The organism is Sulfitobacter sp. SH24, assembly GCF_965641895.1.
Taxonomy (GTDB): Bacteria; Pseudomonadota; Alphaproteobacteria; order Rhodobacterales; family Rhodobacteraceae; genus Sulfitobacter; species Sulfitobacter dubius.
The window spans coordinates 3,169,062-3,188,702 of record NZ_OZ282575.1 but is presented as its reverse complement, the minus strand read 5'-3'; the positions used below and the strand labels follow the sequence as shown (position 1 = coordinate 3,188,702).

The 19,641-nt window shown below is 61.3% G+C and carries 19 protein-coding genes; 9 read left to right on the top strand and 10 right to left on the bottom strand.

What is annotated here, in order from left to right:
* Positions 1–47: 47 nt before the first annotated feature.
* The gene (locus ACSQ16_RS18310) at positions 48–1,292 is read left to right on the top strand and encodes a glycosyltransferase family 4 protein (RefSeq protein WP_243261990.1); all 1,245 of its coding nucleotides are present in this window, start codon (positions 48–50) and stop codon (positions 1,290–1,292) included.
* 8 nt (positions 1,293–1,300) lie between these two features.
* On the opposite strand, the gene ACSQ16_RS18305 is transcribed toward ACSQ16_RS18310, so the two are convergent.
* Positions 1,301–2,413 carry a polysaccharide biosynthesis/export family protein gene (locus tag ACSQ16_RS18305; RefSeq protein ID WP_093927732.1) on the bottom strand — a complete coding sequence of 371 codons (1,113 nt, stop codon included), beginning with the start codon at positions 2,411–2,413 and terminating at the stop codon, positions 1,301–1,303.
* 3 nt (positions 2,414–2,416) lie between these two features.
* Between ACSQ16_RS18305 and ACSQ16_RS18300 the strand changes: the two genes are divergently transcribed.
* The 7 genes from ACSQ16_RS18300 to ACSQ16_RS18270 all read left to right on the top strand — a co-directional run bounded on the left by ACSQ16_RS18300 (position 2,417) and on the right by ACSQ16_RS18270 (position 10,732).
* A complete protein-coding gene (locus tag ACSQ16_RS18300; RefSeq protein WP_435988577.1) occupies positions 2,417–3,451 on the top strand; it encodes an NAD-dependent epimerase/dehydratase family protein in 1,035 nt (344 codons plus the stop codon).
* A gap of 10 nt (positions 3,452–3,461) precedes the next feature.
* A complete protein-coding gene (locus ACSQ16_RS18295; RefSeq protein WP_243261991.1) occupies positions 3,462–4,073 on the top strand; it encodes a sugar transferase in 612 nt (203 codons plus the stop codon).
* A gap of 244 nt (positions 4,074–4,317) precedes the next feature.
* Positions 4,318–6,201, top strand: coding sequence for a polysaccharide biosynthesis protein (locus ACSQ16_RS18290; protein ID WP_243261992.1), 1,884 nt, complete (start codon positions 4,318–4,320; stop codon positions 6,199–6,201).
* Between the two features lie 129 nt (positions 6,202–6,330).
* The gene (locus ACSQ16_RS18285) at positions 6,331–8,523 is read left to right on the top strand and encodes a YjbH domain-containing protein (RefSeq protein WP_317405580.1); all 2,193 of its coding nucleotides are present in this window, start codon (positions 6,331–6,333) and stop codon (positions 8,521–8,523) included.
* Complete coding sequence (locus tag ACSQ16_RS18280) at positions 8,520–9,218, top strand: YjbF family lipoprotein (protein ID WP_243261994.1); 699 nt, start codon at positions 8,520–8,522, stop codon at positions 9,216–9,218. Before ACSQ16_RS18285 ends, ACSQ16_RS18280 begins: the two co-directional genes overlap by 4 nt.
* Before the next feature lie 51 nt (positions 9,219–9,269).
* Positions 9,270–10,124, top strand: coding sequence for an SDR family oxidoreductase (locus ACSQ16_RS18275; protein WP_243261995.1), 855 nt, complete (start codon positions 9,270–9,272; stop codon positions 10,122–10,124).
* Positions 10,125–10,138: 14 nt separating this feature from the next.
* Complete coding sequence (locus ACSQ16_RS18270) at positions 10,139–10,732, top strand: exopolysaccharide biosynthesis protein (RefSeq protein WP_243261996.1); 594 nt, start codon at positions 10,139–10,141, stop codon at positions 10,730–10,732.
* Here the strand turns inward: ACSQ16_RS18270 and dxs are convergent.
* The 5 genes from dxs to ACSQ16_RS18245 all read right to left on the bottom strand — a co-directional run bounded on the left by dxs (position 10,729) and on the right by ACSQ16_RS18245 (position 15,153).
* Entirely contained in the window at positions 10,729–12,657 is a 1,929-nt protein-coding gene (dxs, locus tag ACSQ16_RS18265) for a 1-deoxy-D-xylulose-5-phosphate synthase (protein ID WP_243261997.1), read from the bottom strand. The genes ACSQ16_RS18270 and dxs overlap by 4 nt on opposite strands.
* Positions 12,658–12,698: 41 nt before the next feature.
* Positions 12,699–13,583, bottom strand: a complete 885-nt coding sequence (locus ACSQ16_RS18260; RefSeq protein ID WP_243261999.1) for a polyprenyl synthetase family protein — start codon at positions 13,581–13,583, stop codon at positions 12,699–12,701.
* An 8-nt stretch (positions 13,584–13,591) separates the two neighbouring features.
* Positions 13,592–13,834, bottom strand: a complete 243-nt coding sequence (locus ACSQ16_RS18255; RefSeq protein WP_067264990.1) for an exodeoxyribonuclease VII small subunit — start codon at positions 13,832–13,834, stop codon at positions 13,592–13,594.
* Positions 13,835–13,942: 108 nt separating this feature from the next.
* A complete protein-coding gene (locus ACSQ16_RS18250) occupies positions 13,943–14,644 on the bottom strand; it encodes a response regulator (protein WP_243262000.1) in 702 nt (233 codons plus the stop codon).
* Positions 14,641–15,153, bottom strand: a complete 513-nt coding sequence (locus ACSQ16_RS18245; RefSeq protein ID WP_067264985.1) for a MarR family winged helix-turn-helix transcriptional regulator — start codon at positions 15,151–15,153, stop codon at positions 14,641–14,643. The genes ACSQ16_RS18250 and ACSQ16_RS18245 overlap by 4 nt, the downstream gene beginning before the upstream one ends.
* 171 nt (positions 15,154–15,324) lie before the next feature.
* Here ACSQ16_RS18245 and ACSQ16_RS18240 point away from each other — a divergent pair, with 171 nt between their 5' ends.
* On the top strand, positions 15,325–16,194 hold the full coding sequence (locus ACSQ16_RS18240; protein WP_243262002.1) for a branched-chain amino acid aminotransferase: 870 nt from the start codon (positions 15,325–15,327) through the stop codon (positions 16,192–16,194).
* Here the strand turns inward: ACSQ16_RS18240 and ACSQ16_RS18235 are convergent.
* The 4 genes from ACSQ16_RS18235 to ACSQ16_RS18220 are packed head-to-tail and all read right to left on the bottom strand — an operon-like array spanning position 16,191 to position 19,639.
* Entirely contained in the window at positions 16,191–16,958 is a 768-nt protein-coding gene (locus ACSQ16_RS18235) for a LamB/YcsF family protein (protein WP_243262003.1), read from the bottom strand. The genes ACSQ16_RS18240 and ACSQ16_RS18235 overlap by 4 nt on opposite strands.
* Positions 16,955–17,986 (bottom strand): biotin-dependent carboxyltransferase family protein, encoded by a 1,032-nt coding sequence (locus tag ACSQ16_RS18230; RefSeq protein WP_243262005.1) that lies wholly within the window; start codon positions 17,984–17,986, stop codon positions 16,955–16,957. Before ACSQ16_RS18230 ends, ACSQ16_RS18235 begins: the two co-directional genes overlap by 4 nt.
* On the bottom strand, positions 17,983–18,711 hold the full coding sequence (locus ACSQ16_RS18225; RefSeq protein WP_243262006.1) for a 5-oxoprolinase subunit B family protein: 729 nt from the start codon (positions 18,709–18,711) through the stop codon (positions 17,983–17,985). The genes ACSQ16_RS18230 and ACSQ16_RS18225 overlap by 4 nt, the downstream gene beginning before the upstream one ends.
* The gene (locus ACSQ16_RS18220) at positions 18,704–19,639 is read right to left on the bottom strand and encodes a hypothetical protein (protein ID WP_435988576.1); all 936 of its coding nucleotides are present in this window, start codon (positions 19,637–19,639) and stop codon (positions 18,704–18,706) included. The genes ACSQ16_RS18225 and ACSQ16_RS18220 overlap by 8 nt, the downstream gene beginning before the upstream one ends.
* Between the last annotated feature and the right edge of the window lie 2 nt (positions 19,640–19,641).

The window sequence follows — 19,641 nt, the reverse complement described above, 5'->3', positions numbered from 1 at the left end:
CGACGCTTGGGGCTAACTGTGGGCCAAGGTAATGACGGGACGGTCGGATGAATTTTCTCTTTGTGCATCAGAACATGCCCGGTCAGTACCGGGAATTGCTGCAATGGTTGGCCCAAGCGGGCGGCCATCGCATTTATTTCCTCACCCAACGTCAAAACGCGCCAAAGCTTTCGGGGGTCGAAACCCGTGTCTACCCTTCGCATCATCGGCCGGACGCCAAAGCCTACGGTCTGTCAACCGTTTGGGAAGAGGCCGCAGGCAATGGATTTGGGGCCGTCATGGCCGCGCAGCAGATCGAAGAGAAAGAAGGCTTTCGTCCCGATATTATCATCGGCCATATTGGCTGGGGGGAGTTGAGCTTTTTCAAACAGCTTTGGCACGATGTGCCGATCGTTGGCTATTTCGAATATTACTATAACATGACCGGCGGCATGGTGGGATTTGACCCTGCCGAGAAAATCTCGGCCCATGCGCCCTATCTGAATCACGCGCGCAACCTTGTGCCGCTGGCGAATATAGAAACCGTCGATCTGGGCCATTGCCCGACCTATTGGCAGCGTGATCGTTTCCCGGAAAGCTTTCACCGCAAGCTGTATGTCTGTCACGATGGTATCCGCACCGATCAGTTGCTGCCGAACCCGGATGTCAGTCTAAGGCTGGGGCGGTTGGCGCAACCGGTGACGCGCGATGATGAGATTGTGACCTATGTGGCGCGCAATCTGGAAAAGACGCGGGGCTTTCATACGATGATGCGTGCCTTGCCGCGTATCCTGCGCGAGCGACCCAATGCGCGGGTGGTGATCGTCGGCGGCAATGAGGTGTCCTATGGCAAGCAAAGCGACCACCCCGGCGGGCTGCGCGGAGAGATGGCAACGGAACTGGGCGATACCATCGACTGGGAGCGGGTGCATTTCGTGGGCAAAGTGCCTTACCCTGATTTCATGAAACTTGTGCAGATCAGTCGCTGCCACATCTACCTGACGATGCCCTTTGTGCTGTCATGGTCGCTGCTAGAATCCATGTCGATGCAAGCGACGATCGTCGCCGCTGATGTGGCCCCGGTACGCGAAGCGGTGACCCATGGAGAGACCGGGCTTTTGGTGGATTTCTTTGATCCTGATGCCTTGGCCGCGCAGGTGGTCGATGTGCTGGCCAATCCTCAGGACCATGCGCATCTTGGCCCGGCTGCACGGACGCATGTGGTCGAAAATTATGATTTTCTGACCCGCTGCCTGCCCGAGCACCTTGCGCAGATTAACGCGCTGGTACCCGAGGACAAGCAGATCAGCTGAGCTTGGTTTCAGAGGTTTCCGGCTGTGTTCACAAGGCCAAAGACCGATCCGACGATGCCGAGAATGGTGCGTGTATCGGATAGAGGTGTCTCGGTCGCCAGTACCAGATCGCCGGATTGAATATGAAAATTTCGGGCCGAGAAAAGCCCGTCAGAACTTGTCAGATCAAGCGTGAAAACAACCCGCGTGCGGCGTGGGCCGCGCACGCCGGCACTGACCGCGCTGGCAGGGTATTCGCGCAGGATCAAGATGCCTTCGGGGTCGGCACGGGAATCGTTCACGCCCCCAATGATCGCTAGCGCATCCAACGCCGAGACATCATCGCGGTTAAAGGGAAACTGTGCCTCGCTTCCTGCGGCACCCAGCGACAGGAAATAACGCCGATCTTTCTCGACGATAAGTTTGTCACCGCCGATCAGGCGTGTGTCGAGGCTTGGGTTCTCATACAGTCGATCAATGGAGGTGCTATAGATGTTCGAGCCCCGGACCAGTTTGACCTGCGGGTTTTCGATGCTGCTTTGTACCCCTCCGCCTGCGGAAATGGCCGCAAGAACCGAGAAGTTGTTATCTGGCATCACAACATTACCGGGACTATTCACGCCGCCCACAAGGTCGATGGAGTTGCCACGGCCTTCGGTCATGGCCAGCTGTACCTGCGCGGATGGAATGATTGTTTCCAATTTTCGCTGAAGCAATTGCCGCGCCGAATCCGGGGTCCGGCCAGAAACCTGAACCTTGCCGATGTAGGGCATAAAGATCGTCCCGCTTTCCGAGACGCGGATCCCCGGCAGCGTGGCCATCTGTTGGGTCGGGGAGGTCAGCAATGAATTGTCGCCGCTGTCCCAAACCAGCACGTCCAACCGATCACCGGGGCGGATGACCTGCGCGTTTGACCCCCGGCTTGCCCCAATCCAGCCATGCCGGGCATCCCCGGTACGAGGCCACTGGGCGACGCTGGGCAGAAAAGCGCGGGTCACGGGATAGACGGCTATATCGGCATCCGGCGTTGTCGCCTCTTGAGTGACTTCTTTTTGGATCGCAGCGCCACGTGGTAGGTTGCTGCATGCTGCCAGCGAAAGTGCCATCAGGGCCGCGAGGAAAAGCTTGCTCAGGTACTTCATAAAATGCGCAATCGCTTTCTGGTGTTTCGCCGGTTGACCGGAGTATTTGTGCTTGTATGCAGCGTTAATTGGCGGGTTGCAAAGGATGTTGTGACCCCCAGCCCTCATTTGAAATTCTCGTCCCGCAGGATAGTGACTGAACCCATGGCGTCAATGATTACGAAAAGTGGTAAGGTTTCTAGCAGAGCTGAGAGGTTTGGCGAGGTTCTGCTGATCGGGGCGACGGGACGTTTGGGGGGCATGCTGCGTCGCCACTGGCCTGCTGCTGACACGCTGTGCTGTCAATCTCGGCAATCTTTGCCCGGTTTTGTGCAGTTTGACTTGCCCGCAATCGGGGAGCAGCCCAGCGATGCGGCAATCGCTGCCGCTCGCGGGGCACAGGCGATTATCTGCTTGGCTGGCATAACCCCGGCGCGGGCGGGGGCAAGCGGGGCATCGTTGAATGATAACATCAGCCTCGCCCTCGGCGCCTTGAACTTGGCGGAGTCCGCCGGCGTGCCCCGGTTTCTAGCGGCCTCTTCGGCGGCGGTTTACGGCGCGGGGGAAGGACCATTGACCGAGGATGTGACCTGCATGCCGGTATCAGATTACGGCAAGCAGAAACTCGCGATGGAGCGCGCGCTGCTGGAAGCATCCGCCGCCGCAGCGGTGACCATCCTTCGCATCGGAAATGTCGCTGGCGCGGATGCGATCCTCGGCGGCTGGCAGCCAGAGATGCGAATTGATCGGTTCCCTGATGGACGTACGCCAAGCCGCAGTTATATCGGGCCGATCACCTCGGCGCGGGTGATGCATCATCTCTGTTTTGTAGAGGGGCTGCCGCGCATTCTTAATATCGCCGCCCCCGGCGCGGTACAGATGGGTGCACTATTGGATGCGGCGGGGCTGGATTGGCAGCCCAAACCCGCACCTGCCTCTGCCATTCCAGAGGTGCGGCTCGATACGAATACACTTGAACGCCATGTCTATTTTGCGCCAGAAAACCAAACGCCCGCCGGATTGGTAAGTGAATGGCAGCAGGATATGAAAAAACTATGAAGACCCTTCTATGACGTGGCGCAAGCGCATCTTCGATCTGTTTTTTGCCAGCTTGCTGGTCATCATCCTTGGACCGATCCTGCTGGGGTTGCTGGTCTGGCTGCTGCTGAAAGAAGGGCGGCCGCTGTTTCACGTGGCCGAACGGATGAAAACGCCTGAGCAGAGCTTTAAGCTATGGAAGCTGCGCACGATGACAGTGGTCGACGAGGATCAAGGCGTGTCAGGTGGCAACAAAAACGGGCGGATCACTCCCACCGGGGCTTGGCTGCGGGCCCGGCGTCTGGATGAGTTTCCACAACTTTGGAACATTCTTCGCGGCGATCTAAGCTTTGTTGGACCGCGCCCGCCACTGCGCGAGTATGTGGAGCGTTTCCCCAAAGTTTACGCCGACGTCCTCAAATCCCGCCCCGGCGTGACTGGTTTGGCCACGATCCGCTTTCACAAACATGAAGAGCGACTTCTTTCGCGCTGCGAAACGCCAGAAGAGACGGATAGGATATACAGTCTAATCTGTGTGCCGCGCAAAGCTCAGCTTGATCTGATTTACCAGCGCCACCAAAGCACCTGTTACGATTTTGATTTGGTGTTCCAAACGATTGGGAATCTGTTCAAGCGGGGGTGACGCCGGGGTGAGAATGTGGCGCATCTTTGGTCACAAATGTTAAAGAATTGGTTTTTCCAAGGAAACCATGGCATTGTGTGCTGCATAATTAAGCAGTTTTAGATTCGTTTAAGGATTTAACGCGCACAGGTAGTATATTTCGTGCTTGATGCTATGCGCTAGGGGATGCATGGACGATAGACATTAACGTCGCGCTCCGAGCGCCGTGCGCTCGCAGAAATAGTCGCAAGTAAGGGAACGGCGCATGCTGAGCATTATCAAGTCGCTGACCAAACGGCAAAAGCGTATGATTATGCTGACGCTGGATTCGCTCCTGATCGTTTGTGCGACTATTTTTGCCTTGGCAGTACGCGGACTACCCGAACATTTCCTCGACACTCTAGGCGGCTATGCCCCGGTTCTGCCAGTCACTGTAATCGTCGGTATATTTGTCTCGATCCGGCTTGGGGTTTGTAGCACCCAGTTGAACGCTTATGAGACCGCAGCGGTCGGAAGCACGGCGATATTGGCGACAATCCTGTCTGCCGTTTCCCTACTTTCTGCGTCTGTTCTGGAGCTCGATTTTCCGCTCGGCGTGCACATTATGTTCGGGGCGATCTTTTTCTCCCTCGTGGTGCTTTCGCGCGTAGTGCTGCTGCACATCGTGCTGAAAATCTATCGTTTGGGAGACGGGCGCTGCCGGGTATTGATCTATGGCGCGGGCACCACGGGAACGCAGTTGGTGTCGGCGCTGCGTGGACATGAAATCATCGAACCTATCGCCTTTGTCGATGATAATATCGGCCTGCAAGGGCTCAACGTGTCCAAGCTTCCGGTTTACTCTCCGCTGGGCATTGCTGAGTTGGTCGTTGAAAAGCAAATCGACCGCGTGCTGTTGGCCGTGCCGTCGCTGAGCACGCCGAAGCAGGCGCAGATCGCGCGGCGGTTGGAGAAGCTGGGGCTTGAGGTGCAGACCCTTCCTTCATTCGCCCAATTGATCGGCGAAGAAGCCTTGGTCGACAAACTCTCTCCCGTGGCTCCGCGCCGTTTTCTCAACCGGGATGAGATCGCCTCTCGGATTGATGAAGGGGTGGGCAGCTATGCAGATAAGGTGGTTTTTGTCTCTGGTGCAGGCGGCTCGATCGGGTCTGAACTTTGCCGCCAGGTATTGCTTTGCCGTCCGACCAAATTGGTTCTTTTTGAACTGAGTGAGCTTGCGCTTTATAACGCTGACATGGAAATCCGGCAGCTTGCCGAAGTTAGCGACATCGAGATCGTTTCAGTCTTGGGCACAGTGACCGATTCTCGGCAACTGCGCAAAGTATTGTCGCAGCATAAGGTCAATGTGATCCTCCATGCAGCAGCCTATAAGCATGTCCCACTGGTCGAGGCGAACCCGCTTTCTGGGTTGGTGAACAATGTACTGGGCACGCAGTCATTGGCCGAACAGGCCGCCCGCGCGGGTGTGGAACGTTTTATCCTCATCTCGACCGACAAAGCCGTGCGCCCGACGAATATCATGGGCGGGTCCAAGCGGCTTGCTGAACTCGTCATTCAAGACATGGCACGCAAATATGGTGGCGAGGCTGGCGTCATCTTTTCCATGGTGCGCTTTGGTAATGTGCTGGGGTCATCTGGGTCTGTCGTGCCGCTGTTTCAAGAGCAGGTCAGCCGGGGCGGACCGTTGACAGTGACCGACCGTGGCGTGGCGCGTTATTTCATGACCGTCGAAGAGGCCGTGCGCCTGGTGTTGCAGGCCGGATCCTTGGCTCAGGGGGGGGAGGTCTTTGTTCTGGACATGGGCAAGCCTGTTCCCATCCTCAAACTGGCCCGTCAGGTTATCGAAACCGCCGGTTACACTGTGCGGGATGAAGATAACCCAGATGGCGATATTGAGATCGAGATCACCGGCCTGCGCCCCGGCGAAAAGATGACCGAGGAACTGACGCTCAGCGGTGTGCTTCTTAACACGGCCCACCCCAAGATCTACTCGGCTCGGGAAGATGGGTTGAACGAACTTGAAATCGCCTCGGTCCTGCGGGATCTACGCGAAGCGCTTGTCGCTAACGATGAGGATTTGGCCCGTCAGGTGGTTTATCGCTGGGTCGAAGGCTTTGCCGCGCCAGAGGCCCTGAGAAAGTCCTCCTGACCGGGCGGTACATGTCGCGATATTGCCGCGCATTTGCGGCGCAACAAATGAGCGGCGGGACAGACATTGATTTGCAGGCCGCGTCCGTGCCAAATCAGGGCAACAAATAGTGCAGGTAAGGGGCGGCTCGTGGATCATGGGACGGAATTGAGAACGCGCAAGCTGCGCCGTGGCCCTGCAGTGTCTATGCTTTTGGCGGGCGTGGCGCTGCCCAGCATCGCGCTGGCCGACCCGACCTACCACATATTCGAAACTCCAGACCGGCCTTCTTTGAACTTCTATGGCTCGCCGGGCTTGGTTGATATGCCCACTGCTCATGCGCTGCCAGATGGGCAGTTTACGGTCGGCGTATCAAGCTTTGCAGGCATGACCCGCAGCACGATTACCTTTCAGGCCACACCGCGCCTATCGGCGAGTTTCCGTTATGTTGGGCTACGGGATTGGAACGACGTTGTTCGCAGCAACTTTGACACCTACCGCGACCGCAGCTTTGACGTCCGCTACCTTTTGAAGAAAGAAGACGATTTTTGGCCCGCGATCACCGTCGGCCTGCAAGATTTTGCAGGCACCGGCATTTACGCTGGCGAATATGTCGTCGCCACCAAGAGCTTTGACAACACAGTGTTGCCCGGCAGCATCAAGGTGACCGGCGGTTTGGGCTGGGGACGGCTGGGAAGTCATGGCAGCATCGGTACGCCTTTCGGTGGCAACCGCGGGGCATTTGATGCGGGCGACACGGGGGGCGAACCCTCTTTCGATCAGTGGTTTCGCGGGGAAGCTGCCCCGTTCGCTGGGGTCGAATGGGCGGTGAATGACCGCTGGACCGTCAAAGCAGAATACAGTTCCGACGCCTATGAAACCGAAGACGGCTCGCGCGAGATTTTTACGCGCAAATCCCAGTTCAACTTCGGCACAGAGTACCAATACTCCGATGGGCTGCGCTTGGGCGCCTATTACCTTTATGGATCGGAAATTGGGGTTAACCTGCAATACCAGCTAAACCCCCGCAAACCGCTTAATCCCGTTAAAATCACCCCCGTTGCACCGCTGAAAGTACGGCCAAACCGCGCGGCATCCCCGGCAGCTTGGGATACGCAATGGGCTGCGAGCACCAACCAGCAGCGCAGCCTGCGCGATCAGGTCAAAGAGGTTTTGGCTGCCAGTGATCTGTCATTGGTGGCGCTAAAGCTTGATTCCGCGCAGGCCGAGCTGCGACTGCGCAATGATCAGTATCAGGCTCCGGCGGTCGCGGTGGGCCGTGCTGCGCGGGCCTTGGCGTGGGTATTGCCCGCATCGGTTGAGACGTTCCGTATCGTTCTGGTCGAAGGGGGGCTGGCGCAATCGGCGGTGACCGTGCGGCGTTCCGACCTTGAGGCTTTGGCATATGATCCGCAGGCGGCAGATGCGCTTTTGGCCGTGGCCGGCATAGGAGAGGCGGCACCGCGCCTTCCGGATGCTCTAGAGAATGATGACCTCTATCCCGATTTTGCTTGGTCCATCGGCCCCTATGTATCCCCCAGCTATTTCGACCCGGAAGAGCCGGTTCGCCTTGATGGCGGCATAGAGGCCACGGCGGCCTATCGACCTGCACCGGGTTGGACGATCGCGGGCGGACTAAAGCATCGCTTGTTTGGCAATGTCGGCGATAAATCCCAAGAAAGTAATTCCGTTCTGCCACATGTTCGCACCGATGGGCCGCGCTATGCCAACGAAGGCGATACGTTCATCGACAACGCCTATGTAAGCAAGCAATGGAAGGCCGGAAACGATCTATATGCGCGGGTCTCAGCGGGCTATCTAGAGCGGATGTTCGGCGGCGTCTCGGCTGAGCTTTTGTGGAAGCCTGTGAGCAGCAACCTCGCCCTTGGGGTTGAAGCAAACTACGTTAAGCAACGCGACTATGATGGCGGTTTGGGTTTTCTCGACTACAGCGTCGCGACGGGCCATGTTTCGGCCTATTACGAGATGGGCGGCGGCTATCACGGGCAGTTGGACGTAGGCCGCTATCTGGCAGGGGACGTCGGCGCGACGGTGACCCTGACACGCGAATTCGCCAACGGCTGGAAGGTCGGTGGGTTCTTCACCATCACGGATGTTTCGGCTGATGACTTCGGCGAAGGCTCCTTTGACAAAGGGATCAACCTGACGATCCCAATCGGTTGGTTCCTTGGCGAACCGGACAAGCGCAGCGTTTCGACCACGATCCGGCCCATCCAACGCGATGGCGGGGCGCGGCTTGAAGTGCCGGGTCGTTTGTATGAACAGGTGCGCAGTGGCCACCGCAACGCATTAGAAGATCAATGGTCGAGGGTCTGGGAATGAAGCATCTTGCAACCGGCCTTCTTCTGATCGCCAGCCTTGCTTTGACCGCCTGTGCCGGTGGCGGGCGCGAAGCGGAACGCAGCCCGCTGTTCAGCGCGGGCAGCACGCTGTTCACCATTCTCAAGGCCCGCACGGGGCCAGAGGCACCCGCCAAAGGCAAGGTCACCGTGACCCGTGCGCTGCTCGATAAGACGCCCGGCGCGGTTTTGCAGGTGGTGCCCGAAAAGACAGGGTTGCAAGACTTCCTCCAGCGGGTTGCTCAGCGATCCGATGGCACACCTGGCACGGTCGAAGTCTGGCAATCGTCCGATCAAATACAGGTCATCCTGCGGGAAGGCGCTCTGGTGGGCACCAAGGGGCTGGGCGGTGACATGCGGTCTGCTGAGGCTCAGACGGTGATCGCGGCGCGCGACGGACAGGGCGGCGGGGGCGAACGGCTGATTACGCTTGCGCGGCTGGATGGCACGGCGCAGACGGTGCCCTTCGCCTGCGATGTGACACATCTGGGGTCCGAGACGATCCAGATCGTGGATCGGCGCCTGTCGGCCCGTCACTTCCGCGAAGACTGCGCCTATGGCGAGACCACCTTCAGCAATGACTATTGGGTAGAGGCTGGCACAGGCAAAATCCGCCGCTCGCGGCAATGGGCCGGGCCGCAGTTTGGCTATATGGCGATTGATCTTTTGAAAGATTAAATTCACCGCTTGGTGCTTGTGACCAGAGCCCGCGTGGGCCACTTTGACGGCATGGATAAGACGCTTCTATCACTTGGCCACGGCTATAGCGCCCGCGCATTGGCGGCGCGGCTGATCCCGCAAGGCTGGCGCGTCATTGGGACCACCCGCAGCCCTGAAAAATTGGATGAAATCGCTGCGACCGGGGTGGAGTCTATGCTTTGGCCCGGCGACGATGTGATCCCGCTTTTGCAGCAGGTTCCTAACCTCTTGGTCTCGGCCGGGCCGGGGCCAGAGGGCGACCCGGTGCTGTTGGACCTGCACAATGAAATCGCCGCCGCGGCCCCTCATCTGCGATGGGTCGGCTATCTGTCGACCACCGGTGTCTACGGCGATCACGGCGGCGATTGGGTGGATGAAAATACACCTCTCGCCCCCTCAACCCGACGCGGTGCAGCGCGGGTGCAAGCCGAGGCCGCATGGGGCGCGATCCCAGACCTGCCGCTGCATATCTTTCGGCTGGCGGGCATCTACGGCCCCGGACGCGGGCCATTTGCCAAGGTGCGCAAGGGCACGGCACGGCGGATCATCAAGCAAGGCCAAGTCTTTTCCCGCATCCATGTGGAGGATATCGCCCAAGCGTTGGAACTGTCGCTGGCCAATCCGCAACCGGGCGCGGTCTATAACCTGTGCGACGACGATCCCGCGCCGCCGCAGGATGTCATCGGCCATGCCGCCGACCTCTTGGGCCTGCCCTTACCCCCGGCGGTGGATTTCGACGACGCCGAGATGACCCCCATGGCCCGCAGTTTCTATGCGGAGAGCAAGAAGGTGAGGAACGATCATGCCAAGGCGGCGTTGAGCTGGCAACCGATCTACCCCGACTACCGCTCTGGTCTGGCCGCGCTTTTGGGGTCGGATGACTGAACCTGAGGCTCTGCATGCGTCAAGACGAACACACCTTGGCCCATCTACTCGATAGTATGGAGCGCGCGGCCGAGAAGGAAGCGGTGTCGATCAACGATGTATTGCATGAGATCGGCGACCGCTCGATTACGCCGTTGATCTTGATCGTCGCCTTGCTGCTGGTCTCGCCCCTGTCGGGCATTCCCGGCGTGTCAACCCTTGCGGCGGTGACGATCATTCTGCTGGCCGTGCAGGCCGTGACCGGGCGGCGCAGGCTATGGATGCCGCAGTTTCTATTGCGGCGAGAGGTCGCGGGCCATCGGTTGAGCGGCTGCGTGCGTTTTCTGCGCCGTCCCTGCGCCTTTGTTGATGGGCGTTGCAAGCCTCGGCTTCAGTTTCTGACCACGGGGAAAATGCGTTTTATCACGCTCGTCATGGTGACAATTATCCCCTTCGGCTGGCCCTTTATGGAGGTGCTTCCGATGATGTCATCGCTAGGCGCTGGCACCGTGGCGCTGCTGGTTTTCGGCCTGTTCACCCGCGACGGGCTCTACGTGCTTTTGGGCTATCTCTGCGTGGCGATCACGCTGGTCGCGGGCGGTCTGCTGGTGCTGACCGCCACCAGTTAGGCGCGCTGCGCGCCTAACTCAGCGACGCCGAGCACATCGAGCACCTTGGCAGTGATCTGTTCAGCGTTCATCCCCGCCACGGCGTACATATCCGCCGGGCTGGCCTGATCGATGAAGGTATCGGGCAGCACCATGGAGCGGAACTTAAGCCCCTTATCAAAGACCGCCTCATCGGCAAGCAGTTGCGCCACATGGCTGCCAAAGCCGCCTACGGCACCCTCTTCGATGGTGATGAGCGCTTCGTGCTCGGCGGCCAGTTTCAGGATCATATCGCGGTCCAGCGGCTTGGCGAAACGCGCATCGGCGATGGTGGGGGTGATGCCCTTGGCGCTAAGCTGTTCGGCGGCTTTCTCGACTTCTTCGAGCCGCGTGCCAAAGGACAAAAGCGCGACCTTGCTGCCCTCAGAAATGATCCGCCCCTTGCCGATTTCCAGTGGCGTGCCGCGCTCTGGCATCTCGACCCCGCGCCCCTCGCCGCGCGGATAGCGGAAGGCGATGGGGCCTTCGTCATGGGCGGCTGCGGTGGCGACCATATGGCGCAACTCGGCCTCGTCTGCGGCGGCCATCACCACGAAACCCGGCAGATTGGCGAGGAAAGCCACATCAAATGCGCCTGCGTGGGTTGGCCCGTCAGCGCCGACCAATCCGGCGCGGTCGATGGCGAAGCGCACGGGCAGACGCTGAATTGCGACATCATGCACGACCTGATCGTAACCGCGTTGCAGGAAGGTGGAATACATCGCGCAGAAGGGTTTCATCCCCGCCGCCGCCAGCCCTGCGCAGAAGGTCACCCCATGCTGTTCGGCAATGCCCACGTCGAAGCAGCGGCTGGGGTAGCGTTCGGCGAAAAGATCAAGGCCGGTGCCGTCGGGCATGGCGGCTGTCACGGCGCAGATCTTGTCGTCCTCGGCGGCCTCGGCCAGCAGGCTGTCGGCGAAAACGCGGGTATAGCTCGGCGCGTTTGAGGGGGCTTTCTTTTGCTCGCCCGTCACCACGTTGAACTTGGCCGTGGCGTGGCCCCGATCCCGCGCGGCTTCGGCAGGGCCATAGCCTTTGCCCTTTTGCGTCTGGATGTGGATCAGGATCGGCCCCGTCGCGCGTTGATGAACGGTGCGCAGCACGGGCAGCAACTGGTCCATGTCGTGCCCGTTGATCGGGCCGAGGTAGGAAAAGCCGAGGTTCTCGAACAGGGTGCCGCCGACCGCCATGCCCTTCAGCATATCCTTTGCGCGTTTCGCGCCTTCGCGGAACGGTTCGGGCAGCAGGCTCACTGCGCCCTTGGCGGCGGCCTTGAAATCTTGAAACGGCGCTTCGGCGTAGAGGCGGCTGAGGTAGCTCGACATCGCGCCCACGGGCGGGGCGATGGACATCTCATTGTCGTTGAGGATTACGATCAGGCGTTTTTTCAGATCGCCCGCGTTGTTAAGCGCCTCATAGGCCATGCCCGCGCTCATCGCGCCGTCACCGATCACGGCAATCGCGTCGCCCAGTCCTTCGGGGATCACACCGCCCAGATCGCGGCCGACGGCAAAGCCGAGCGCTGCCGAGATGGAGGTCGAACTATGCGCCGCGCCGAAGGGGTCGTAGGGGGATTCGCTGCGTTTGGTGAAGCCTGACAGCCCGTCCTTCATCCGCAGGCTGCGAATACGGTCGCGGCGTTCAGTAAGGATTTTATGCGGGTAGCACTGGTGGCTGACATCCCAGATGATCTTGTCGCGCGGGGTGTCAAAGACCGCATGCAGCGCCACGGTCAGCTCCACCACACCAAGCCCCGCGCCCAAGTGTCCGCCGGTTTCCGACACGGCCGAGATCGTCTCGGCCCGCAGTTCACGCGCGACTTGGGTCAGTTCGGCGTCGGACAGGCGTTTCAGGTCCGCAGGGCGGGTCACCTGATCAAGCAGGGGGGTGGCGGGTTTGTCACTCATCGGGGCCTCTCTGGTGCCGCATTGGCGCATGTGCCGCCCGGCTAGCTGTCGCGGGCAATAACGAAGGCGGCAGCCGCTCGCAAGCTCTGCGCCTCTGATCCATAGTCAGATAGGGCGTCACAGGCCATGTCCACCAATTCGGCGGCACGGGTCTTGGCCCCGGCCAGCCCAAGGTGGGACACAAAGGTCGCTTTGCCCGCTGCGTCGTCTTTGCCCACGGCTTTGCCCACGGTCTCGGCGTCGCCTTCAACGTCAAGGATGTCATCGGCGATCTGGAACGCAAGGCCAAGGTGTTTGGCGTAAGCCCCAAGCGCCGTGGCATCGGCTCCGGCCATGCGTGGGCCAGCCATGGCCGACCATTCAATCAGCGCGCCGGTCTTGCCTGCCTGAAGCGCCGTGATCTCGGCCAACGACAGCGGCGCGGGGGCGGTTTCGGCGGCGATGTCCAGCGCTTGGCCGCCGACCATGCCGCCGACGCCCGCCGCTTGGGCGAGGCTGGTCATCAAGGTCAGACGCGCTTCTGCAGGGCAGGCAAGCTGCCCGAGTAGTTCAAAGGCCAGCGTTTGCAGCGCATCTCCGGCCAGAACGGCGGTGGCCTCATCCCATTTGCGGTGTACCGTGGGCTGGCCCCGGCGCAGGTCGTCGTCATCCATGCAGGGCAGATCGTCATGCACCAAAGAATAGGCATGCAGCGCCTCGATGGCTGCCGCTGCCGGGGCGGCCATGCCGGGGGCGATGCCATGCAGCCGGGCGGATTCGATCACCAGAAAGCCGCGCAGCCCCTTGCCGCCGCCGCAGGCATAGCGCATCGCCTCGGCGACCGGGCCTGTGCGCTCGGCCAAGGCCGCTTCGATCTGCGCCTGTGCCAGATCACGGGCATGGGCAAGCGCCGCTGCAAAGGGAAGGGGGGTGGGCTGGAAGGTCATGCAGGCGGTCAAAGCCCTTCGACGGGTTTCAGCCCATTGGGATTGCCATCGCCATCCAGCGTGATCGCGGCAACCTTTTCTTCGGCCTCTTTCAGCTTGGTCTCGCAGCGCGCCTTAAGCTTCGCCCCGCGTTCGTAAAGCGCGATGCTTTCGTCCAGCGCGACATTGCCGTTTTCAAGCTGGCCCAACACTTTTTCAAGCTCGGCCATGGCGGTCTCAAAGTTCATCTCTTCTACGGGTGTGTCAGACATTGCGCGCCTCGTTGGTCGGAATTTCGCGCGACAATAGTGCTTCGCGTCGGGCATTGCCAGCGGGCTGGCCTTATGAATTTTACCTATGTGTTTCGCCGCAGGGCCGGGTCAGTCCGGGGCCAGCATATAGCCCGCGCCGCGCACAGTTTGCAGGTATTGCGGCTGCTTCGGATCGCTCTCGATCTTGCGTCTTAACCGGGTGATCTGAACATCAACCGCGCGTTCCTGCGCTTGCCCCCGGTCGCGGCCCAATTCTTCGACAAGTTTTGACCGGCTGAGCGCGACACCGGGTTGCGCGGCAAAGATCTTCATCAGCTGCACTTCGGTCGCGGTGAGACGTACCAGATCGTCACCCTGCCACATCTCGCCCCGCTCCATGTCATAACGGATCACACCGAGCGACAGCACCTTCGGCGCAGCATCGGCGGCAGAGGTATCGGGCATACGGCGCAGGATCGCATTGATGCGCAGCAGCAGTTCTTTCGGCTCAAAAGGTTTGGGCAGGTAATCATCCGCCCCGGCCTCCAACCCTTCGATACGGTTGTCGGTCTCGCCCTTGGCGGTCAGCAGCAAGATCGGCGTTTGCAGGCTTTCGCGCAGGGATCGGGTCAGCGCCATGCCGTCTTCGCCGGGCATCATCACGTCGAGCACGATGAGGTCGAATTCCAACCCGGCCAGCACCCGGCGGGCATGGGCGGCATCGCGGGCGGTGCTGACCAGAAAGCCATGCCGCATCAAGAATTTCTTCAACAGGCTGCGGATGCGCTCATCGTCGTCGACAACCAGCAGGTGCGCGTCGAGTTCGTTCATGGGGCGCTTTCGCGCAGCCGGTCAAAGCTTTGGCGCATTTCGGGGTCCATCATGGCCTCCAATACCGTTCTGAAGCCGGCCACAGCTTCGGGGCCGGCGGTGCGAAAGGCCAGCCGCATGCGCGCGCGCTGAGCGTCCGATAGCTCCTGTTCCAGCTTGCGACCCTCGTCGGTCAGGAACAGATGCCGCTCGCGCTTGTCATTGCGGCCAACCTTGCTTTGCACCAGACCATCGGCGATCAATGTGCGCAAGACACGGTTGAGCGATTGTTTCGTGACCCCGAGGATGTTGAGCAGGTTATTCACGGTCGTGCCGGGGGCGCGATTGATAAAGTGGATGGCGCGGTGATGGGCGCGGCCATAGGCCATATCGGCCAGAATCCGGTCGGGATCAGCGGTGAAACCGCGATAGGCAAAGAACATCGCCTCGATCCCCTGCCGCAGTTGTTCGTCGGTCAAAAACAGCAGGCTGTCGCCACTGCTTGGGGCCATCATCCGCCCGTCAGCCATAGTATGTCTCATTCTCTCTCGGGCCTGTTGGGGATCAGTTTACGTCAGCCTTGTTGACATTCCAATAGTGAAAGGCTATCGAATCTCGTGTTTTGCGCAATTAAATGTCTGCTTCTGCCGATTTTTGCGCAATTTTTGGAAAGATAGCGGGTCATTTGGAGAGGAAACACCATGGCAGGCGGATATGACAACCGGGACGGGCACATCTGGATGGATGGCAAAATGGTCGAGTGGCGCGAGGCCAATGTCCACATCCTGACCCATGCGCTGCACTATGCGTCTTCGGTGTTCGAGGGCGAGCGCGCCTACAACGGCAAAATCTTCAAAAGCCGGGAGCATTCCGAACGGCTCAAGCGCTCGGCTGAGATGATCGACTTCGAGATCCCCTACACCATTGAAGAGATCGAAGCCGCCAAGGCCGAAGTCCTCGCGGCTTCTGGTCTGCAAGACGCCTATGTGCGCGCGGTCGCATGGCGCGGTGTGGGCGAAGACATGGGTGTCGCCTCGGCCCGCAACCCGGTCCGCTTGGCCATCGCGGCATGGGAATGGGGTGCCTATTACGGTGACGCCAAGATGAAGGGCGCCAAGCTCGACATCTCCAAATGGAAGCGCCCCTCGCCAGAGACGATCCCGAGCCATGCCAAGGCGGCGGGTCTCTATATGATTTGCACCATGTCCAAACATGCGGCCGAGGCGAAGGGCTGTTCGGACGCGATGATGTACGACTACCGCGGTTATGTGGCCGAGGCGACAGGCGCGAATATCTTCTTCGTCAAGGATGGCGAAGTGCACACGCCGACGCCTGATTGCTTCCTCAATGGCATCACCCGCCAGACGGTCATTGGCATGTTGAAAGACAAAGGCATCACCGTCCACGAGCGCCACATCATGCCCGAGGAACTTGACGGCTTCGAGCAGTGCTGGCTGACCGGCACCGCCGCCGAAGTGACCCCGGTGGGGCAGATCGGCGACTGGAAATTTGAGGTCGGCGCGCTGACCCGTGAGATTGCCTTGGACTATGAAAAGCTGGTGCGCAGCTAAACGCTGCCGCCGAATTTTGCCAAAGTTACCCCGCCGTCCTGCAAACCCTTGCGGACGGCGGTTGCGATTTGAACGGCCTCTGTGGTGTCGCCATGCAGGCAGATCGTGTCGATCCGCGTGGGGATATGCTTGCCGCTCTCAGTGATGATTGCGCCCGCTTTGACCATCTCGACCATCCGCGCCGCGGCGGTGCTGGCGTCATGGATCACAGCACCCGGTTTGCTGCGGTCGACCAGCGTCGCGTCGTCGTTATAGGGGCGGTCGGCAAAGATTTCTCCCGCCCATTTGCAGCCCAGTGATTTCACCGCCCGTTCCTGCGCCGTGGCGGCCAGCACCATAACGATGAGATCGGGGGCCACGCTTAGCGCCGCCTCATAAAGATCGCGGGCCAAGCCTTCATCTTCGGACGCCATATTTGCCAGCGCGCCGTGCAGCTTCAGGTGCCGCACCTCTGCGCCGACGCTGCGGGCCATGCCGACACTTGCCGCGACCTGATAGCGGATCTGGTTCCGCAAGGTGCCGCGCGGCACCGCCATGCGGTTGCGACCAAAACCGGCGAGGTCCATGAACCCCGGATGCGCGCCGATGCCGACGCCGTTCTCATGCGCCATCCGCATGGTTGCCGCCATGACATCGGCGTCACCCGCATGGCCACCGCAAGCGATATTGGCCGAGGTCACGACGCGCAGAAGCGCCGCGTCGTCGCCCATCTTCCAAGGGCCAAAGCTTTCACCCATGTCGGCATTAAGATCGACGGTGGTCATGTCTTGTCCTTCTCGAAGGGGTCGGCGGTGGCCGAGACCACGCCAGAGATCAGTTGATAGCCTAAGAGGTCGCGGATGCGCGCGGGATCGCGCAAAAGCGGTTGGCGGCGTTTGGGCAGGGCGGCAAGGTCGGCGCGGTGGCGCGTCTCGGCGGCCAGCGCTTCGTCGAGGTCGATGAACGCGAATTGCAGCGCGGTACCGGGCTGCGCCTGCGCGACGATCGGCAGGTCGCAGGGGATCACCGTGCCGATGCGAGGGTAGCCGCCGGTGGTCTGACATTCGCACATCAGCACGAAGGGCGCGCCGTCGCCGGTGATTTGGATGTCCCCGGGTGTGATGACTTCGGAGACGATGGTCAGCTGCCCGCCGGTGGTGAAGCCTTCGGCGTCGTGATCCATCCGCGCGCCCATGCGGTTGGCGCGGGCATCGCGGCGGAAGGTGGTTTCGGTGAACCGCTGGCGGGTTGCTTCGTCGAACGCGTCGGTCTGCATGGAGGCGACGATGCGCACACGCTCCGCGCCAAAGCGGTTGTCGCGGGGCAGGGTGAGGTTCGTCTCACGGCCCTTGTCCGCCCTCAGCGGCAGGGTCTCCCCGCTTTGCAGCAGCGCGCCAATGCCAGCGGCCAGATGGCTGGAACGGGACTCCATCACCGGCTCAATATCAAAACCGCCGCCCACATGCAGGTAGCCATAAGCCCCGTCCCGCGCGCCGCCAACGGCCAGTTTCGCCCCGGCGGGCAGGAGGTGGCTGGCGTTCCACGCGACCGGCTCGCCGTCGATGCTCACTTGCATCTGCGCCCCGGTCAGCGCGATGCGGATGTCTTCATCGACCTCGAAACTGCCGCCGCTGCCCGCCATTTCAAGTGCCGCACAGTTCGGGTCTTGGCCCAGCAAGGCGGCACCTTCGTGCAGGGCGGTCGGGTCCGCCGCGCCGCCATGGGTCAGTCCAACGGCGCGGTAGCCGGGGCGGCCAAGGTCTTGGATGGTCATGGCCGGACCAGCTTGGAGGATGGTCAGCGTGCCGCTCATGTCAGCGCCTCCCGCTCGGCCCCGCCGGTGGGGTCGTCGGCGATCCGGTCGAACTCTTGCCGGGTGATGGAGGGGAAGATCAGCTCATCGCCCGGCGACAGCGGAAAGGGCATATCGCTGCCGGGGCGGAAGGTGCGGAAAGCAGTTTGCCCAATGTGCCGCCAGCCGGTGGGGGAGGCATTGGTGAAGATAATTAACTGCCGGATTGCCACGACCAGCGCCCCCGGCGGCACCGATTTCGTCAGCCCCTGTTGACGTGGAATATCCCAATGCGGGGGCAGTTCGCCCATATAGGGCTGGCCGGGGGCAAAACCGATGGTCAGCACCCGCACCCGCGTTTGAGACAGTTCCGCAATCGCCACGTCGGGGTCGAGGCCCGCAGCCTCGGCGGCCTCCTCCAACTGCGGGGCGAGGTCGGTGCCATAGACCGTGGGCGCATGCCACAGGCTGCGCCCGGCGGGGAGGGCTTCGGCGAACCAGTCGCGGGTTTCGAGCAGGTCGCGCAGGCGGTCGGTCATCGTGGTGATCGCCTCTTGGCTGACCTCAAACTGCACAAAAGTCGACACCAGCGAGGAGCTGGTCTCGCGCACCTCGGGCCAGTCCTGTTCCTCGACCGCCGCGCGAAATGCCAGCGCGGCGCGGTTGGCGGGTTCGGACATCTTCTCGGCGAAGGTGATCAACAGGCCAGAGAGGCCGACACTGCGGATGCGGGGCCAGTCAGTCATTGCGAAGCATCCTTTCGTAAAGGCGCGGCAGCAGCACCGGGGTCAGATACATCGGCAGTTGCCAGCAGCCGATAAAGATCATCATCGGCGCGATGACATCCGCAGGCAGCGCCACGAGAAACAGCGCAATATTGCGGTTGCCCGCGCCGATCGCCAATGGTCCGGCCACGGCGCGCAGCGGGCCGCGCCGGGTCAGCAGCAACGTGCCCGCTTGCAACAGATAGCTTAGGGCGAAGGCCAGCAGCGTCCAGCCCGCCACCGCCCATGGATCGCTGCGCAGCGCGGGGTTCAGCGCGGCCATCAACCCCACCACGATGACCGAGAAGGCGAGCACCGATGCGCCATCCAGCGCCTCGGTCTGGCGGGGGGTGGGATGTTGCAGGAAAACATGGCGCAGGGCAAAGCCCAGCCCCGTCGCGCCAAGGATCACGGCCAAGAGCCGCAGGGCGGCGAGGGCGATTTCCGAGGCCGGGCCGAGTTGCGGCAGGGCCGCCAGCACCGGCAGGACGGTCAAGGGAAAGGCGGCGGTGCCCAGCACCATCAGCTGCATCATCCGCCCCGCATCGAGCCGCATCAACAGGGCGAGGTTCACGCTGCCCGTGAGCGCCGGGGCGGCGGCGGCAAGGGTCACGGCCAGTGCCGCAGGGGTCTGCCCCAGCCCGGCCAGTACGAAGCCCCCCAACAGCAGCAAAGGCAGCAGCGTCTGCAAGGCCAGCACCGAAGCCAGCCCCCAGATGAGATCGCGCACCGCACCAAGGGCGGCGCGATGCCCGATCCTGAGCGCGGTGATTGTCAGCAGCGCCGCCACCATCTGCGGCAGCCACCCGGCCAGCGCCGCCGCAAGGCTGGGCAGGGCCAGCCCCGCCAGCAGCCCGAGGATCAGGCAGACCCGCGCATGGCGCGAGGCCAGTCTCAGCATATAGCGCATGG

Coding starts and splice junctions, on each gene's coding strand:
- ACSQ16_RS18310 (WP_243261990.1), top strand. CDS start 48: ATGAATTTTCTCTTTGTGCATCAGAACATGCCCGGTCAGTACCGGGAA.
- ACSQ16_RS18305 (WP_093927732.1), bottom strand. CDS start 2,413: ATGAAGTACCTGAGCAAGCTTTTCCTCGCGGCCCTGATGGCACTTTCG.
- ACSQ16_RS18300 (WP_435988577.1), top strand. CDS start 2,417: ATGCGCAATCGCTTTCTGGTGTTTCGCCGGTTGACCGGAGTATTTGTG.
- ACSQ16_RS18295 (WP_243261991.1), top strand. CDS start 3,462: ATGACGTGGCGCAAGCGCATCTTCGATCTGTTTTTTGCCAGCTTGCTG.
- ACSQ16_RS18290 (WP_243261992.1), top strand. CDS start 4,318: ATGCTGAGCATTATCAAGTCGCTGACCAAACGGCAAAAGCGTATGATT.
- ACSQ16_RS18280 (WP_243261994.1), top strand. CDS start 8,520: ATGAAGCATCTTGCAACCGGCCTTCTTCTGATCGCCAGCCTTGCTTTG.
- ACSQ16_RS18275 (WP_243261995.1), top strand. CDS start 9,270: ATGGATAAGACGCTTCTATCACTTGGCCACGGCTATAGCGCCCGCGCA.
- ACSQ16_RS18270 (WP_243261996.1), top strand. CDS start 10,139: ATGCGTCAAGACGAACACACCTTGGCCCATCTACTCGATAGTATGGAG.
- dxs (WP_243261997.1), bottom strand. CDS start 12,657: ATGAGTGACAAACCCGCCACCCCCCTGCTTGATCAGGTGACCCGCCCT.
- ACSQ16_RS18260 (WP_243261999.1), bottom strand. CDS start 13,583: ATGACCTTCCAGCCCACCCCCCTTCCCTTTGCAGCGGCGCTTGCCCAT.
- ACSQ16_RS18255 (WP_067264990.1), bottom strand. CDS start 13,834: ATGTCTGACACACCCGTAGAAGAGATGAACTTTGAGACCGCCATGGCC.
- ACSQ16_RS18250 (WP_243262000.1), bottom strand. CDS start 14,644: ATGAACGAACTCGACGCGCACCTGCTGGTTGTCGACGACGATGAGCGC.
- ACSQ16_RS18245 (WP_067264985.1), bottom strand. CDS start 15,153: ATGGCTGACGGGCGGATGATGGCCCCAAGCAGTGGCGACAGCCTGCTG.
- ACSQ16_RS18240 (WP_243262002.1), top strand. CDS start 15,325: ATGGCAGGCGGATATGACAACCGGGACGGGCACATCTGGATGGATGGC.
- ACSQ16_RS18235 (WP_243262003.1), bottom strand. CDS start 16,958: ATGACCACCGTCGATCTTAATGCCGACATGGGTGAAAGCTTTGGCCCT.
- ACSQ16_RS18230 (WP_243262005.1), bottom strand. CDS start 17,986: ATGAGCGGCACGCTGACCATCCTCCAAGCTGGTCCGGCCATGACCATC.
- ACSQ16_RS18225 (WP_243262006.1), bottom strand. CDS start 18,711: ATGACTGACTGGCCCCGCATCCGCAGTGTCGGCCTCTCTGGCCTGTTG.
- ACSQ16_RS18220 (WP_435988576.1), bottom strand. CDS start 19,639: ATGCGCTATATGCTGAGACTGGCCTCGCGCCATGCGCGGGTCTGCCTG.